Origin of the sequence: Terrimonas sp. (genome assembly GCF_003075435.1) — a bacterium.
In the GTDB taxonomy this organism is placed as follows: Bacteria; Bacteroidota; Bacteroidia; order Chitinophagales; family Chitinophagaceae; genus Agriterribacter.
Window position 1 is genome coordinate 50,190 of the sequence record NZ_QCZJ01000023.1, and the last position, 17,868, is coordinate 68,057.

Below are 17,868 nucleotides of genomic sequence, written 5' to 3' on the forward strand. Positions count from 1 at the left end.
CCATAGCTCACAGCTCAAATCCATAATTATGTTTAGAAATTATTTAAAAACTGCATGGAGGAATATAACCCGGACTATTGGTTACAGTACCTTAAATGTTGCAGGTCTTGCCATCGGAATGGCAGTTGCATTAATGATCGGACTTTGGGTATATGATCAATATTCCTTTGATAGATTTTTACCAGGACATCAATCTGTATATCGTGTACAGCGCAACTATAATAGTAACGGTGATACACTTACTTTTCAAACAACATCATTAAAGCTTGCAGAAGCTTTGCATACACAAATTCCTGAAATAGAATATGTGGCTGAAAGTGACTGGACCGGTAATCATGGTTTGATTGCCGGGGATAAAAAATTATATGTGAGCGGAGCAATAGCCGGCCCGGATATCTTTAAGATTTTTCAATATTCTTTTATTGAGGGTAATGCTGATAATGCGTTTAAAGATCCCTATTCAATTGTGCTCACAGCATCATTGGCAAGATCACTTTTTGGCAATGCAGATGCAATGAATAAAACTGTTCGTTTTGATAATGCAAACGATCTTAAAATAACCGGTATCATCAATGATGTGCCTGCTAATGCAACTTTCAGTTTTAATTATATAGTGCCAAGCACCTATGTTTATGCTATTAACCCACAAATAAAGACAGACGGCTTAAGCAGTTTCAGCAATAATAACCGGCAAATATTTGTAAAGCTGAGACCAGGTGTAAATTATGCGCAGGTTGCACCTAAGATCAGGAATATTGAGCATACTGAGGAAGGCAATACAAATGCCATGAATTCTTATATCACCCTGCAGCCCATGGAGCGCTGGCATTTGTATTCAAACTATATAAATGGTAAAGACACTCCGGGTTTTCTTGCTTATGTAAAAATGTTTTCAATCATTGGGCTGCTGGTATTGATTATTGCCTGTATCAACTTTGTCAATCTCACTACTGCACGTTCAGAAAAAAGAGCAAAAGAAGTTGCTGTCAGAAAAGCGATCGGTTCACAAAAAAGGGATCTTGTTATACAATTTTTAATGGAAGCATTCCTGCTTACAGCCATTGCTTTTGTTTTCGCAATAGCCATTGCATGGATATCATTGCCTGCTTTTAATACATTAACATCAGGGAACATTGTCATGCCATTCGGAAATATATATTTCTGGGTGATAATGTTGGGGTGTTTACTGTTAACCGCTTTACTCGCAGGCAGCAGACCTGCTTTTTATCTTTCATCATTTAACCCGGTAACAGTACTAAAAGGAACAATACAGTCAGGCAAATCTTCTTTGTCAAGAAAGGTGTTGGTGATAATACAATTCAGTTGTTCCATAGCTTTAATTGTAAGTACGGTGATCATTTACCAGCAAATACAATATGCTAAAACAAGACCTACCGGCTTTAACTTAAACAGGTTAATGGCGACTAATATGAACGATGACCTGGATAAGCATTTCACTGCTTTAAAAAATGAAGTGCTGCAGAAAGGGATCGTATCTGCAATGACAACAGCAACAAGCCCGGCAACTAATGTTTGGTGGCATTCGGATGTTGAGCAATGGCCGGGGAAAAATCCCGGTGAAACGGTTGAGATGGGCACTATCATTGTATCTGGAGATTATTTTAAAACAGTGGGAATGGATATGAGCGAAGGAAGAAATTTCTCCCATGCTAATGATAGTACAAGTGTAATATTTAATGAAGCAGCTATAAAAAGAATGCGTATAAAAAACCCGGTTGGACAAAAGATCAACTGGCAGGGGCACCAGCTTACCATTGCCGGGGTTGTGCAGGATGCATTAATGGTATCGCCATTCAGCGCTGCCGAGCCAACTATGTTTTTATGTAATGCGTTGCCGCAGGGTAATTTATTATACAGGCTTGCCCCCGGTATACAAACACAGGATGCTATTGCCCGGCTTACTGCTATTTTTAACAAGTATGATCCGGCATATCCCTACAATTATTCTTTTGCAGATGAGCAATATGCACAAAAATTTAAGCTTGAAATGCTGATAGGTAAATTGGCAGGTTTATTTGCTGTACTCGCTATTTTCATTTCCTGCCTGGGCTTGTTTGGTCTGGCAGCATACGTTGCTGAACAACGTACCAAAGAAATTGGTATCCGCAAAGTATTAGGCGCATCTATACAACAGCTATGGCTATTATTATCAAAAGATTTTATTGTATTGGTTTTAATAAGTTGTTTGATAGCAGCACCCATATCGTTTTACTTTTTGCATAACTGGTTGCAGCATTATGATTATCGCATCAATATTGGCGCAGGCGTTTTTGTAGCGGGTGGGCTTATGTCTTTAATTATAACAATGCTTACTGTTAGCTTCCAGGCTATAAAAGCGGCAATAGCTAACCCGGTAAAGAGCCTAAGAACGGAGTAACCTCACCCCCGGCCCCTCTCCACGGAGTGGAGAGGGGAGCCTAAACTCAAAGCAGTTGTGAAAATTTTAAGAGCGGGCGCTTAGGGAGGCGTGATAAGAAGTAATTGTTAAGAAAGCAAAAAGGTAAAAGATAACTGATTGCTGACGGCTGATAGCTGAAACCTGATAGCTAAATCAAATCTCAAATGATAAAGAATTATTTCAAAACCGCATTCAGAAGTTTAACCCGCAACAGGAGTTATACTATTATCAATATAGCAGGATTGGCTATTGGTATTGTTGTTTGTATGATGATCTTTATCATTATACAGTTTCAAACAAGCTTCGATAATTTTCATACAAAAAAAGATCGCATCTACCGGGTGATAACGGAATCCCGCCATGCAGATGGAGGAAACATTTCTTATCAAAAAAATGTTCCTTTCCCAATGCCTGAAGGACTGAAAACTGCTTTTCCGCAACTTGAACAGGTAGCACCTGTGTATGCAAGTCATAATGATGAGTTACAGGTGCTTGATGATAACGGAACACCTGTAAAAAATTTTAAAGAGCAGCGTGGGGTATTTTATACTTCACCTTCTTTTTTCAGAATGTTTGACTTCCCACTACTATCAGGGTCATACGAATCATTAAAAGATCCTGATAATGTGTTGCTCACTAAAGAGATTGCAGAAACTTATTTCGGCGACTGGAAAACTGCGATGGGCAAGACCATTAAAATTGCGGGATATTACAGCATGGGTGCAGGCCTGTTCCAGTTTCCGGCAACAGCCTTGAAAGTCTCGGGTATTCTTGCAACCATACCGGCAAATACTGACTTTCAGCTAAAATTAGTAATCGCTTGGGGAACAGATTTTACCGGCGATAAAAAATACGGGTTCCAGCAACCCGGATGGAATGGAACAGCGCCTGACTTTGGATGCTATATCATGTTGCCACCAAATATTCCTGTTGGCAATTTCAATCAGCAACTAAGTGCTTATGCACAAAAGGTACAACCCGACGGTAATAAGGATAAATATATTATACAATCCGTAAGTGCGGTACATTATGATGCCGTAGCAGGAAATTACAGCAACAAAACAATCAGTCATGAACTCATTAATGTGTTATGGCTGATCGCGTCATTCATACTCCTGGTAGCCTGTGTAAATTTTATCAATCTTTCTACAGCACAGGCTGTTAACCGGGCAAAGGAAGTTGGCGTTAGAAAAGTTTTGGGAAGTAATAAATTTCAATTACGGATACAATTTTTAGCAGAAACGTTTTTGATTGTTGCCATTGCTATAATGCTTGCAGCAGGTATTGCAGTTCTTACCGTGCCGTATGTAAATCAATTGCTGGAGCTTTCTCTTTCTTTTAACTTGCTGACTAACCCGGCAATTATTTTATTTCTTCTAATTGTAACCGTTATTGTAACTGCACTCGCCGGCGCTTATCCTTCTGTTGTTTTATCGCGTTTCAATCCAGTTAATGCGTTAAAGAGCAAGATAAATACCGCAAAAGGAATTTCATTAAGAAGAGGGTTGGTCGTTTTTCAATTTATTATTGCGCAGGCGCTCATCATCGGAACTTTTATAATTGTTCAGCAAATGAATTTTTTTATGAATCAGCCGCTGGGCTTTGATAAAGATGTTATTATAAATGTTCCTTTCCGCCCGGATAATACCGGCGGAAACCTGACTGATTATTTAAAACAACAGTTATTGTTAAATGGTATGGAGGCAGTAAGCTTTAGTTCCAATACCCCGATAGAAGACGATAATAATATATTTACTGCATTCAGGTTTAACGGTGCATTAAAAGAAGCCGGTTTCCAGGCTATTACCAAATTCGCCGATAATGACTATGTGTCCACTTACAAATTACAACTCGTGGCTGGAAGAAATCTGAAACCTTCCGGGCCTACAACAGAATTTTTAGTGAATGAAACCTTCGTGAAGAGTTTAGGACTTAAAAAACCGGAAGATATATTGAACAAGGAAATAAGTATAATGGATGGTTTAATAAAATGTCCTGTTGTTGGTGTATTGAAAGATTTTAACGACAGGTCTTTGCGCCAGGAACTGGCGCCCCTGCTCATTGCCACAAATGCTACCATGTATCGCCAGGCTTCCATAAAGCTTTCAACAGCTAATATTGCAGGTTCAATGCAATCTGTTAAGAAGATGTGGGAGAAAACATTTCCAGATTATGCCTACGAGTACAGGTTTCTTGATGATAAGATAGAAAGTTTTTACAAACAGGAAAACCAGTTGGCACAATTGTATAAAATATTTTCAGCCATTGCTATATTGCTTAGCTGTCTCGGGCTGTATGGGTTAGCCTCATTTATGGCAGTGCAGAGAATAAAAGAAGTAGGCATACGCAAGGTGCTTGGCGCTACAGCTTCAAATATTGTTTATCTTTTTTCAAAGGAGTTTATCATACTTATTGCAATTGCGTTTATAATTGCATCGCCGGTCACATGGTATTTTATGCATCGATGGTTACAGGATTACGTTTATCGCATTAATATCAGTTGGTTGTTATTTATGGCAGGCGGGTTTATTGCAATAATAATCGCTCTTGCAACAATAAGTGTGCACGCTATAAAAGCAGCTGTTGCTAACCCGGTGAAGAGTTTGAGGACGGAGTGACCTCACCCCTGCTCCTCCTCTCCACGGAGTGGAGAGGGGTGCTTAAATTCAAGGCAGTTAGGAAAATGGTAAGAGATAAGAAGGTTTCAGGTTTCTGGTTACAGGTACACAAACCATAAACTACAAACCACAAACCATAAACAATAAACCAAAAATCTCAAATTTCAAATATCAAATGCTCAAAAACTATTTTAAAACAGCATGGCGCAATCTGATGAAAAAGAAAGTTTTTTCTTTCATCAATATTTTAGGGCTTACAGTAGGTATAACTGTGTGCATGATGATTTTCCTGTTCATTATGAATGAATTCAGCTTTGATAATTTTCATAAAGACGGGACGCAGATATACCGCGTGATGCGGGGATTTAAAAGAGAAGGGAAATTATCAGACGTGGCTTACCTGTCAGGTCCGTATGCTCCGGCTTTACTGAATGATTTTAATGGACAGATACAAAAGGCTGTTCGTGTTAATGAAAATGACAACCTCGTTACAATCGGGGAGCGTTCTTTTCATCAAAAAAAAGTATTGAATACAGACAATAACTTTTTCACTTTCTTTTCATTTCCACTGATTAAAGGCGATCCATCTACCGTTTTAAAAAATCCAAACAGTGTTGTATTAACTGAAACTACGGCAGAAAAATATTTTGGAGATGCTGAGCATGCTATGAATAAGGTAATTACAATTGATAAAACAATTCAGTTAAAAGTTACCGGTATTGCTAAAGATGCTCCTTCTAACTCCCATCTTAATTTTGAAATGGTTATGCCGCTTGAAAATTATAAAGATAGGAGCTGGATGACAACATGGATCAATAATGCTTTGTATACCTATGTTTTACTTGCGCCCGGTGCTTCAGAAGCCGACATAGAAAAGCAGATGCCGGCTTTTATGGAAAAGTATATGGGTGCAGACATGAAAAAGTATGGCTTTAATTTTAACCTGTCGCTTACGCCGCTGAAAGATGTATATTTTGACAAGGATAGTTTTGATGGTATAAGACATGGTGATAAAACAGTGGTATATATATTCCTGTCTGTGGCATTGCTGATCCTGCTGGTGGCATGCATCAACTTTATGAATTTATCAACAGTAAGAGCTGCCGAACGATCAAAAGAAGTTGGTTTGCGTAAAGTGTTAGGTGCGCTGCGTTATAATCTTGTCTGGCAGTTTATTGGTGAGTCTGTATTGCTTACAACCATTTCCTGCATCTTATCGGTAGCATTGCTGTTGTTGATTATGCCGGTATATAACCAGTTGCTTGGCTATTCACTGACCATTTCGTGGAATACTTACCAGGTGTATGCTTTTTTACTGGGCATAATTGTAGTGGCCGGAGTGCTTGCAGGTTGTTATCCTGCCTTTGTGCTTTCTGCATTCACTCCTATACAGGCGCTTAAAGGGAAATTCAGGTTTGGAAAAGAAGGCGTTTCATTCAGGCATGCTTTGGTTGTTTTGCAATTTGGTATTTCTGTATTCCTGATTTTTGGTACGCTTATTATTACGAAGCAAATGAATTATATAAAGAACAAACAGTTGGGCTATAATAAAGAGCAGACATTGATTGTGCGTATAGATAATGAGGATATTTATAAAAATATGGATGTATTCAAAAAGGGGCTTTTGAATACAAGTGGTATAGCGTCAGTGTCATTAATGTCTGGTGAACCTGGTGGTTTTTTTGATGGATATACTTTTGATGTAGAAGGGCATAGTGAAAGATGGAATGCAAACACTGAGTTTTCAGATTTTGACTTTGTAAAAACATTAGGATTGAAAATTATTGCCGGCAGGGATTTTTCTGCACAGTTTCCAACAGATACTACAAGCGCGGTATTGATCAATAAAACTGCTGCAACAAAGTTAGGCTGGAGCCCGTCTGAGGCGATAGGGAAATGGATAAAGAATACGGTAAGGGATGATGAAAAGCGAAGGATTATAGGTGTAGTGGATGATTTTAATTTTAAATCGCTTAAACAAAATATTGACGCGCTTGTTATTTCGCCGGCTATGGACAGGCGGGTTATATTAGTGCGGTTAGCGCCCGGAGATATTCAATCAAAAATAGCCTCAGTTAAAAATGAATATATCAACACAGTTACCGGTTATCCTTTTGAATATTCATTTCTTGATGAGCAGTTTAATGAAATGTACAGGAAAGATATTATGCAACAAAGAATATTGACCATCTTTGCTGTGCTTGCCATTTTTGTGGCATGCCTTGGTTTGTTTGGGCTTGCTTCGTTTACTGCTACCAGGCGCATGAAAGAAATTGGCGTTCGAAAAGTATTAGGCGCATCAGTAAACGGCATAACTATTTTACTGGCAAAAGATTTACTGAAGCCTGTATTAATAGCTACTATAATTACGCTGCCGGCGTGTTACTATGTTATGAATAAATGGCTGCAAAATTTTTCATATAAAATACCGCTCAGCTGGTGGATTTTTGCTTTAGCGGCATTGCTTACACTTTTAATTGCTTTGGTAACAGTATGCATAGAAACAATGAAAGCCGCGATTGCTAACCCGGTAAAAAGCCTTAGAACAGAATAAGTGGGTGATTAAAGATTGAATACTTGATAAGTTGGTGATACCTGTAACAAGGTTTTGTTCGCTTGCGGACGTTATTGTGTTCGTTTTCGTACATCTGGCAATACTGAAGCTTTAGTCGTTGCTGATTTTCAATTAGTTGAACTAATGGCATATGAGTTGAGCCTTTTTTACACTTCATGTCAGCATATTGGTCCAACTTATCAAGGCGGAGCGTCTTAAACAACATCTTATTATGTTCAAAACATATTTAAAAACAGCCCTCAGAAATTTAAAAAAACATAAAGGAAATTCTTTCGTAAATATCGCGGGGCTCATTGTTGGACTCGCCGCCTTTCTTTTGATATTTCTTGTAGTGCAGTATCAGCAAAGCTTTGATGATTTTCACCAGAACAAAGACCAGGTGTATCGTGTGGTTCGCATCGGCAGAAATGCTGAAAACAGGGAATACAGGACAGGTGTGCCTTTTCCTGTTACCCAGGCCTTACGCATTGATCTCCCCCAGTTAAAAAATGTTGCTGCAATTTTTGGAGATGGCAATGTCCAGGTAAGCGCTACAAGCGAAGATGGCACTGCCATTAAAAAATTCAAGGAGAAAAACATATGTGCTGCTGATCCCCATTTCTTTGAAATGTTCAATTTTCCGATGGTTTCGGGAAATAAGCAAACAGCATTGCATGATGTAAATACAGTGCTCCTTACCAAAGATGTTGCAGCAAAATATTTCGGAGACTGGCATAACGCGATGGATAAAACATTGAAGTTATACGGAGAAGTGATGAAGGTAACAGGAGTGCTTGAAAATATACCTGATAATACGGATTTCCCTCTTGGTATTGTGGTTTCATATGCTACACTTATGAACGCGGGCAATACTGCCGATTGGTCTGGCATATCAGATGACAATTATTGCTTTATTCAATTGGATAAAAATGCTTCGGTTGACCATTTTAATAAATTGCTTGATGAGTTTACGGATAAGCATATCAAACCTGTAAACCCGGGATATTTTCTTTCGTTGCAACCCTTGAAGGAAATACATTATGATAAAAGGTATGGCAATTTTAGCGGGCGTACATTTGGCAGGGACCTGGTGCTTGCGCTTAATATTATCGGAGCTTTTTTATTGATCATCGCCTGCATAAATTTTATCAATATCACAACAGCCAGGGCCGTAAATCGTGCACGGGAAGTTGGTGTCAGAAAAGTATTAGGAAGCAGCAGAAAGCAACTCATATTGCAGTTTCTTGGTGAAACCGGTATTACAACTCTTGTCGCGTTGATGGGGTCGTTGTTGGTGGTACTAGTATGCATTCCTTTTGTAAACGAATTGCTGGATATTCATTTAAATATTGCTTTTTTATTCACGCCCGGTTTTATGCTATATGTTTTTGCTGTGTTTTTTGCTGTTGCTTTTCTTTCCGGCATTTACCCGGCATTGATTTTGTCCGGTTTTAAATCCGTTAATGTTTTAAAGAGTTCAATCAACATAAATACCAGGGGTATTTCTTTGAGAAGAGCTTTGGTAGTTTTCCAGTTTGTAATTGCCCAGGCATTGATTATAGGTACTCTCGTTGTTGCATCGCAGATGGATTATTTCCGGAATGCAGATATGGGTTTTAATAAGCAGGCAGTGATCAATGCAAGCTTTCCCGGCGATAGCCTCAGCGTTACAAAAATGGATGCTTTGAAAACTGAAATTGAAAAAATTAATGGCGTAAAGCAGGCAAGTCTCAGCATTTTTGCTCCTGCCGGCAGCGGTGGCTGGGCAACGAATTTAAATACTTCGGAAAATAACAAATCCAACCCCGGTATGGTTGTTCAGATGAAACCGGCCGATACTTCGTTCTTCGGTTTGTATGAATTAAAACTTGTTGCAGGCCGTATTTATTTTCCATCAGATACCATGCGCGAATTTGTTGTAAATGAAACAACGGTGAGAAATATGGGTTTAACAAATCCGGATAAGGCTATCGGAAAAATGATAAAAGTGGCAGGGAGATCCGGACCGATTGTTGGAGTAGTAGAAGACTATCACACATTTTCCCTGCGCGAAGCAATCAGTCCCACAGTAATGTCAACCATAAAAGATGCTTACCAAGTTGCTAATATAAAAATTGATATGCAAAAATCGCGGCAGGTTATTGCTGCTTTGCAAAAATTATGGAACAGCTTTTATCCCGATTATGTATTTGAATATGATTTTCTTGATCAGACATTAGCTGCCTATTATAAGCAGGAAAACGAAATGGCAACATTATATAAAATATTTTCAGGCATTGCCATTTTTATTTCCTGCCTGGGTTTATACGGATTAATTGCTTTCATAGCTGCTCAACGCAGAAAGGAAATAGGCATCCGGAAAGTATTGGGAGCCCCTGTATACAATATTATTTTAATGTTATCAAAAGAATTTACCATGCTCATCATTATTGCATTTCTTATAGCAACGCCTTTAGCATGGTATTTTATGCAGGGCTGGTTACAGCAGTATACATACCGGATATCAATGGATGCTGGTTTTTTTGTTGTTACAATAATTTGCTCTTTAATTATAGCCTGGATAACTGTAGGGTATACAACCGTAAAGGCGGCTATTGCTAACCCAGTTAAATCACTCAGAACGGAATGAATTTGAAATAATCTCAAATTTAAAATTTCAAGTCCCTGATATGTTTAAAAATCTTTTGCTCGTTGCATTACGAAATTTTAAAAGAGACAAGTGGTATAGTCTCCTGAATATTCTCGGGCTTACCATAGGCATCACCTTTGGATTATTCCTGATTTTTTATATTAAAGATGAATTGAGTTTCGACAGGTATCATGAAAAAGCTGAGCGGATATTCCGCATCAATTCTATTATTAAAGAGGCTGACAGGGATACCATGCGCTGGGCAATAGCGCCATTTCCAATGGGACCGGCGCTGGCAAAAGATTATCCTGAAGTTGAAGAAGCCGTTCGGTTTGTACGAAGCGGAAGAACAATGTTTAAGAATGGTGGATTGAGATTGTATGAAGACAAAGTTTTTTTTGCAGACAGCAATGTATTCCGTGTATTTACCTGTCCGTTTATTGAGGGCGATCCGAAAACCGCATTGATAGAACCCAATACACTGGTGCTGTCAGAATCATCTGCTATCAAATTCTTTGGGGCAAATAAAAGTTACCTGGGTAAAACCCTTGAAAATGTTAATGGCAGAGTATATAAGGTAACAGGAGTGATGAAAGATGTTCCTAAGAATTCTCATTTGATCTTTAATATACTGGTTTCGAGAAATACCCTGCCGGCAGACTTTGCCAATAACTGGGGAAGTTTTGATTTTTATACCTATGTGTTATTAAAGCCGGGAACCACGGCTGCGGCTTTTGACACCAAGATGAAGCCGATGTATGATAAATATCTTGCCTCGATTTTCGCACAGTATAATATTAAGATATATTTCGAAACACAACCCATTACTTCAATTCATCTTCATTCAACTACTACTAATGAGCCTGAAGAAACAGGCAGCATGTCATACATTTATATCTTTTCCGCGGTAGCCTTTTTTATGTTGCTGATCGCCTGTATTAATTATATGAATCTTACTACGGCAAGGTCAGCAAGAAGAGCCAAAGAAATAGGTATAAGAAAAGTTACCGGTTCAACTAAAGTACAGCTGGTATTACAATTCCTGGTTGAGTCAACACTTACCGCTTTTATCGCCTTGCTGATGAGTATAGGCCTGATCGCGTTGTTCCTTCCTGTGTTCAATACATTAGCCGGAAAATTTATTTCCTTCGGTACATTATTCAGTCCGGATACTATACTTATTCTGTTGGCTGTAGTAGTTTTTGTTGGAATTGTGGGCGGCAGTTATCCTGCATTTTATTTATCAAAGTTTAACCCGGTTAAAGTATTAAAGGGAAGCCTTGCCAAAGGCTCAAGCAATGTTAACCTGAGGAGATCCCTGGTGGTGATACAATTTTCCATATCTATGATCATGCTCATTTGTACCTGGGTAGTATATGGACAACTCAAATATTTAAGAAATAAAGATCTCGGCTTTGATAAAGCCCGGGTGCTGACTGCTTCGGCTGTAACGGACAGGGATATACAAAGTGCTATTCTTTCCTTTAAAAACGAAATGCGTAATAATCCCCAGGTGCTTTCTGTAAGCTCTGCCAGCTCTGTGCCAGGGCAGGGTAATGGCTTTAATTTGTTTTCTATTCAAACAAAGGATGGTTATACAGATAAAGGAATAGACGTATATGCCATTGATGAAGACTATATAAAAACACTTGGGATAAAACTGGTAAAAGGCAGGAACTTTTCCGGGCTTGCAGATACGCTGCATGGTATGCTGGTGAATGAGAAGATGATACAGGAATTCGGCTGGGGCGATAATCCTATTGGTAAAAGAGTGAAATTTCCGGGAGATACTTCAGGTAATTATCTTGAAGTAGTAGGAGTGGTGAAGGATTTCAACCAAAAATCATTGTATAATACCATCACCCCATTGATTTTATTATACAGGCCTAATACTAATCTTATCCAGTTAAAATTAAGCGCTTCGGATATTCCTGCTGCTATTGCAGGCATAGAAAGCACATGGAAGAAAATATTTCCTGATCTTCCTTTTCAATATACATTCCTCGACCAGGATTTTGATTCGCAATACGCAGCAGATCAAAAACGGGGGAAAATATTTACGGCATTTTCGGTTCTTACCATTATAATCACCTGCCTGGGGCTCTTAGGATTAATAGCATTTACAACAGAACAAAGGCAAAAGGAAATCAGCATACGTAAGGTGATGGGGGCAAATATTAGCCAGATCATTCCATTGATCACAAGAAATTTTATTGCGCTTGTTGGTATATCATGCATTGTTGCTTTTCCCGTTGCAGGATATTTTATGTCTAAGTGGCTGAAGATATTTCCATACAATACCGGCTTGAGTATAATGCCTTTTATATTGTCGGCGCTTGTTGTATTGTCCATTACGATGCTTACAGTTATTTTTCATACCATAAAGGCGGCGGTGGCAAACCCGGTTAAGAGTTTAAGGATGGAATGACCTCACCCCGGCCCCTCTCCGCAAGGCGGAGAGGGGAGCCTAAATACTCAGCAGTTGTGGAAATGGCAAGAGCGGGAGTTTACGGAGGCGTGGTAAGAAGTAAGTAGTAAGAATTTTATTAACGCTGACAGCTGATAGCTGATAGCTCATAGCTGACCGCATACAACCATTTCAAATTTCAAATCTCAAATGATAAAAAATTATTTCAAAATCGCCTGGCGTAATTTAAGTAAGAGCAAAGGATACAGCGCTATTAATATTGGCGGACTGGCAGTTGGAATGTCCGTAGCTATGCTCATTGGTTTGTGGGTAAATGATGAGCTGTCTTATGATAAGTATCATGAAAACTATGATCGTATCGCACAGGTAATGCAGCATGCCAGCTTTAATGGTGATATGAGTACTCAATCCGCTAACCCTGCTGCAATGGGACCGGAGATAAGGGCTAAATACGGCAGCGATTTTAAGTATGTGGTACAGGCATCCTGGGTTGGTGGTCACCTGCTTTCGGCAGGTAAAAAAGTTTTTAATAAAACAGGTATTTTTTTTGAACCTGATGCGCCGGAAATGCTTACGTTGAAAATGCTGAAAGGAACAAGACAGGCATTGAAAGATCCCTATGCTATCATGCTTTCTCAATCAACCGCAGAGGCAATTTTCGGCAAAGAAGATCCGATAAACAAAGCTATTAAACTCGACAGGAATTATGATGTTAAGGTAACAGGGGTATACGAAGATCTGCCAGATAATACTACTTTTCATAATATACAAATTATGATGCCCTGGGAATTATGGCTTATTCAAAATCCGTGGGTAAAAAGAATGAATGATCCATGGGATAGTAATTTTTCCCAAACCTTTGCGCAGATCGCTGATAATGCAGATATGCAAAAGGTTTCAGCGAAAATCAAAAACACAAAATTGGATAATGTAGGCCCCGAAGAAAAACGTTATAAATGGGAAGTATTTCTTCAACCCATGAGCAAGTGGAAACTTTACAGCGAATTTAAAAACGGGGTAAACACCGGTGGCAATATCCGGTATGTTTGGTTGTTTGGTATTACCGGCATTTTTGTGCTGGTGCTTGCCTGTATAAATTTTATGAACCTAAGTACGGCACGAAGTGAAAAAAGGGCAAAAGAAGTTGGTATACGTAAAGCTATCGGGTCTTTGAGGTGGCAGATCATCAAACAATTTTTTACAGAATCTTATGTAGTGGTATGCATAGCTTTTGCATTGGCTTTAGGACTGGTAACATTACTGCTGCCATTATTTAATGATATAGCCGGTAAAAAAATGATTATGCCATGGGGTAATGAAATGTTTTGGCTCACAGGTATCATATTTATTGTTATAACAGGTCTATTATCCGGCAGCTATCCGGCACTCTACCTTTCTTCATTTCAGCCGTTGAAAGTTTTAAAAGGCACATTCAAAGCCGGTAAAGGTGCTGCCATTCCAAGAAGAATATTGGTAGTTATGCAGTTTACCGTGTCGGTAATGCTCATTATAGGAACAATCATTGTGTACGAACAGATTCAGTATGCTAAAAACAGACCGATCGGTTATACGCGTAACGGCCTGATCAATATAGGGCTTGAAGAAGAAACAAGGCAGCATCTTGATGTGCTGGGATCAGCATTAAAAAATGCAGGAGCTATTGAAGAGATGGCAGCATCCAACAGTCCGCTTACCGGCGTTTGGAACACAAACGGCGGATTTGACTGGGAGGGCAAGGATCCGAATCTTGCAGTTGATTTTCCAAATAATAATGTGTCGTTCGATTTTGGTAAAACAGTTAAATGGAAAATTAAGGAAGGTCGGGATTTTTCGAGAGATTATGCAACAGATTCTGCAGCATTTGTTATTAATGAATCTGCTGCAAAGTTTCTCGGGTTTCAAAACCCGGTAGGTAAAATGCTAAAGTGGAATGGTACGCCTTTTACCATAATCGGTATTGTAAAAGATATAATGCAGGAGTCGCCATTTTACCCGGTACGTCCAACGCTATATCATGTAGGCAGGCTTAATAATATGAATCATCTTATCATGCGCTTAAATCCGCAGAAGAATGCTGCCGGCTCATTGAGGTTAATTGAACAGGAGTTAAAAAAGTATGCGGCGGATGTACCATTCGAGTATAAGTTTGTGGATGAAGATTTCGGATCTAAGTTCAGTGCTGAAGAGCGAATAGGAAAGCTGTCTTCATATTTTGCGATACTTGCTATTTTCATTTCCTGCCTGGGCTTATTTGGAATGGCAAGTTTTGTTGCAGAGCAAAGAACAAAAGAAATAGGTGTAAGAAAAGTATTAGGTGCAAGTGTAATAAATCTGTGGCGTTTGCTGTCAACAGAGTTTGTGCTGCTCGTTGCTTTTTCATGTTTGATTGCAACGCCCATTGCCTATTACTATCTTAATCAATGGCTGGGTAACTATGATTACAGGGTAGGCATAAGCTGGAAAGTATTTGTTATAGCATCACTGATCGCGTTGGTTATTACATTGCTTACGGTAAGTTTCCAGGCAATAAAAGCTGCGTTGGCAAACCCGGTGAAGAGTTTGAGGATGGAATAACCTCACCCCAGCCCCTCTCCACGGGGTGGAGAGGGGAGCCTAAACGCAAGACGGTTAGGGAAATGGTAAGAGGGGGCGTTGGGAGGAGAAGGAGGAAGTAAGTAGTGAGAATTTTATTAACGCTGGCAGCTCTTGGCCCAAAGCTGATAGCTGATTGCAGATCGCACACAGCCATTTCAAATTTTAAATATCAAATTTAAATGCTAAAAAATTATTTCAAAATCGCATGGCGTAATCTCCTGAAGAATAAAAAATCATCTTTGATCAATATCAGCGGGCTTGCTATTGGTATGGCTGTGGCTATGCTTATTGGTTTGTGGATATGGGATGAACTTACCTTTGATAAGTATCATACCAATTACGATCGTGTGGCGCAGGTAATGCAACACCAAACATGGAACGGAACTACGCATACAGGACAGGCGCTTCCTTTTCCTTTGGGAGAAGAATTGCGGAATAGCTATGGGGATAATTTCAAATATCTCGCTATGGCTTCGTGGGAAGGTGATCACATGCTGAGTAAAGACAATAAGCATTTATATAAGAATGGTATTTATATTGATAAGGATGGCCCGCGTATTCTTTCTTTACAAATGACAAAAGGCTCTGCTGACGGACTTACCAATCCCAATAGTATTTTGCTTTCAGAAAGTACAGCCAAAGCTTTTTTCGGTAATGCTGATCCTATGGATCAGCCAATGAAAATTGATAACAAGCTGAACGTAAAAGTTACAGGTGTTTTTAAAGATCTTCCCTACAGCACTACATTCAGAGATCTGAAATTTATTGCTCCCTGGGATTTGTATAAAACTTCTGAAGGCTGGCTTACACAGGCGTCTACACAATGGGGCAACAATTCCTTCCAGGCTTTTGCTCAGATAAATGATAATGTAGATTTTGCTTCAGTAAACCGCAGAATTGAAAAAGCCAAGCTGAATAAAGTAGATGAAGATGAAAAGAAGTTTAAGGCAGCTATTTTCCTGCACCCTATGAAAGACTGGCATTTGCGTTCTTCGTGGAAAGAAGGTAAACAAGCAGGAGGCCAAATAGAATATGTATGGATGTTTGCAGTAATTGGCGTGTTTGTATTATTACTGGCTTGTATCAATTTTATGAACCTGAGCACGGCACGTTCAGAAAAAAGGGCAAAAGAGGTTGGTATACGTAAGACAGTTGGCTCTGTTCGTGAGCAACTCATAGGCCAGTTCCTTTGTGAATCAATACTGGTTGCTTTTATTGCATTCGCTTTTTCCGTTCTACTTACACAACCCGTATTGCCCTGGTTTAACCAGGTTGCAGGTAAGCAAATACATATACTGTGGGGAAATGGATGGTTCTGGCTTGCAGGGCTGGGTTTTACGATTATTACCGGGTTAGTTGCCGGCAGTTATCCTGCTTTCTATCTTTCTTCTTTTAAGCCGGTTAAGGTACTGAAAGGAACGTTTAAGGCAGGAAGGTTTGCCGCATTGCCGAGAAAAGTGTTGGTGGTAACTCAATTTGCCGTATCAGTTGCGCTCATCATTTGCACCATAATAGTATATCAACAAATACAACATACCAAGAATCGCCCGGTTGGATACGACAGGAATAACCTTGTAATGATTTATATGCAGACTCCTGATTTTTACGGCAGGTATGATGTGCTGCGCACGGAATTAAAAAAGCAAAATGCTATTGTGGAAATGTCGGAATCATCAAGCCCGGTTACTAATGTGTGGAGCAATAACGGTGGCTTTAACTGGGAAGGTAAAGATCCGAATTTAGATACCGATTTCGCTACGTTTTGGGTTACCGCTGAATATGGAAAAACAGTAGGTTTTGAAATTAAGGAAGGACGTGATTTTTCGCATGATTTTAAAGGTGACAGCGCTTCCCTGATTATTAATGAAGCCGCAATTAAATTTATGAACATTAAAGATCCTATTGGCAAGATTGTTAGATGGGAGAATGGGTATACACGAACGTTAACTATTATAGGCATTGTAAAAGATATGGTGATGGCTTCTCCCTATCAACCGGTAAAACAGGCTGTGTATCTTTTAACGAATGATAATGTTAATGTGATCAACCTGAAGTTAAATCCTCAGAAAAGCACATCTGAATCATTAGCCATAATAGAGAAGGTATTTAAGCAACTCATTCCCGCGGCGCCGTTTGATTACCAGTTTGCCGACCAGGAATATGCAAAGAAGTTTTCTGCTGAAGTTCGGGTGGGCAAACTGGCAGGGTTCTTCACAATACTGGCTATTATTATCAGTTGCCTGGGCTTGTTTGGTTTAGCATCTTTTGTTGCCGAGCAGCGCACCAAAGAAATAGGTATCCGCAAAATTGTTGGCGCTTCTGTATTTAATTTATGGACACTATTGTCAAAGGACTTTGTGATACTGGTTTCAATATCCTGCATGATCGCCATTCCGCTTGCCTGGTATTATTTATATGGGTGGTTACAGCATTATGATTATCGTGTCGGGATATCCTGGTGGGTATTTGTTGGAGCGGTAGGTGGTGCCATTGGTATTACATTATTAACAGTAAGTTTCCAGGCAATAAAAGCAGCGATGGCAAACCCGGTGAAGAGTTTGAGAACGGAATGATGAATTTGACAATGAAACAATTTGAAAATTTGAAAATGGAATACAATTTATA

At 39.3% G+C, this 17,868-nt stretch carries 7 protein-coding genes; all 7 read left to right on the top strand.

What is annotated here, in order from left to right:
* Nucleotides 1-28 precede the first annotated feature (28 nt).
* The 7 genes from DC498_RS20155 (at nt 29) to DC498_RS20185 (ending at nt 17,816) form a co-directional block, all read left to right on the top strand.
* The gene (locus DC498_RS20155; protein WP_116875967.1) at nt 29-2,398 is read left to right on the top strand and encodes an ABC transporter permease; all 2,370 of its coding nucleotides are present in this window, start codon (nt 29-31) and stop codon (nt 2,396-2,398) included.
* Nucleotides 2,399-2,583: 185 nt separating this feature from the next.
* Nucleotides 2,584-5,037, top strand: coding sequence for an ABC transporter permease (locus tag DC498_RS20160; RefSeq protein ID WP_116875968.1), 2,454 nt, complete (start codon nt 2,584-2,586; stop codon nt 5,035-5,037).
* A 175-nt stretch (nt 5,038-5,212) separates the two neighbouring features.
* Nucleotides 5,213-7,591: an ABC transporter permease gene (locus DC498_RS20165; RefSeq protein WP_116875969.1), complete on the top strand. Its 2,379-nt coding sequence runs from the start codon at nt 5,213-5,215 to the stop codon at nt 7,589-7,591.
* Nucleotides 7,592-7,823: 232 nt separating this feature from the next.
* Nucleotides 7,824-10,220 (top strand): ABC transporter permease, encoded by a 2,397-nt coding sequence (locus DC498_RS20170; protein ID WP_116875970.1) that lies wholly within the window; start codon nt 7,824-7,826, stop codon nt 10,218-10,220.
* Between the two features lie 40 nt (nt 10,221-10,260).
* Nucleotides 10,261-12,648, top strand: a complete 2,388-nt coding sequence (locus DC498_RS20175; protein ID WP_116875971.1) for an ABC transporter permease — start codon at nt 10,261-10,263, stop codon at nt 12,646-12,648.
* A 189-nt stretch (nt 12,649-12,837) separates the two neighbouring features.
* Entirely contained in the window at nt 12,838-15,222 is a 2,385-nt protein-coding gene (locus tag DC498_RS20180; protein ID WP_116875972.1) for an ABC transporter permease, read from the top strand.
* Between the two features lie 200 nt (nt 15,223-15,422).
* On the top strand, nt 15,423-17,816 hold the full coding sequence (locus DC498_RS20185; RefSeq protein WP_116875973.1) for an ABC transporter permease: 2,394 nt from the start codon (nt 15,423-15,425) through the stop codon (nt 17,814-17,816).
* The last annotated feature ends 52 nt before the right edge of the window (nt 17,817-17,868 follow it).

Bases quoted from the DNA above. Each gene is read 5' to 3' on its own strand.
- DC498_RS20175 (WP_116875971.1), top strand. From the start codon at position 10,261: ATGTTTAAAAATCTTTTGCTCGTTGCATTACGAAATTTTAAAAGAGAC.
- DC498_RS20160 (WP_116875968.1), top strand. From the start codon at position 2,584: ATGATAAAGAATTATTTCAAAACCGCATTCAGAAGTTTAACCCGCAAC.
- DC498_RS20170 (WP_116875970.1), top strand. From the start codon at position 7,824: ATGTTCAAAACATATTTAAAAACAGCCCTCAGAAATTTAAAAAAACAT.
- DC498_RS20185 (WP_116875973.1), top strand. From the start codon at position 15,423: ATGCTAAAAAATTATTTCAAAATCGCATGGCGTAATCTCCTGAAGAAT.
- DC498_RS20165 (WP_116875969.1), top strand. From the start codon at position 5,213: ATGCTCAAAAACTATTTTAAAACAGCATGGCGCAATCTGATGAAAAAG.
- DC498_RS20180 (WP_116875972.1), top strand. From the start codon at position 12,838: ATGATAAAAAATTATTTCAAAATCGCCTGGCGTAATTTAAGTAAGAGC.
- DC498_RS20155 (WP_116875967.1), top strand. From the start codon at position 29: ATGTTTAGAAATTATTTAAAAACTGCATGGAGGAATATAACCCGGACT.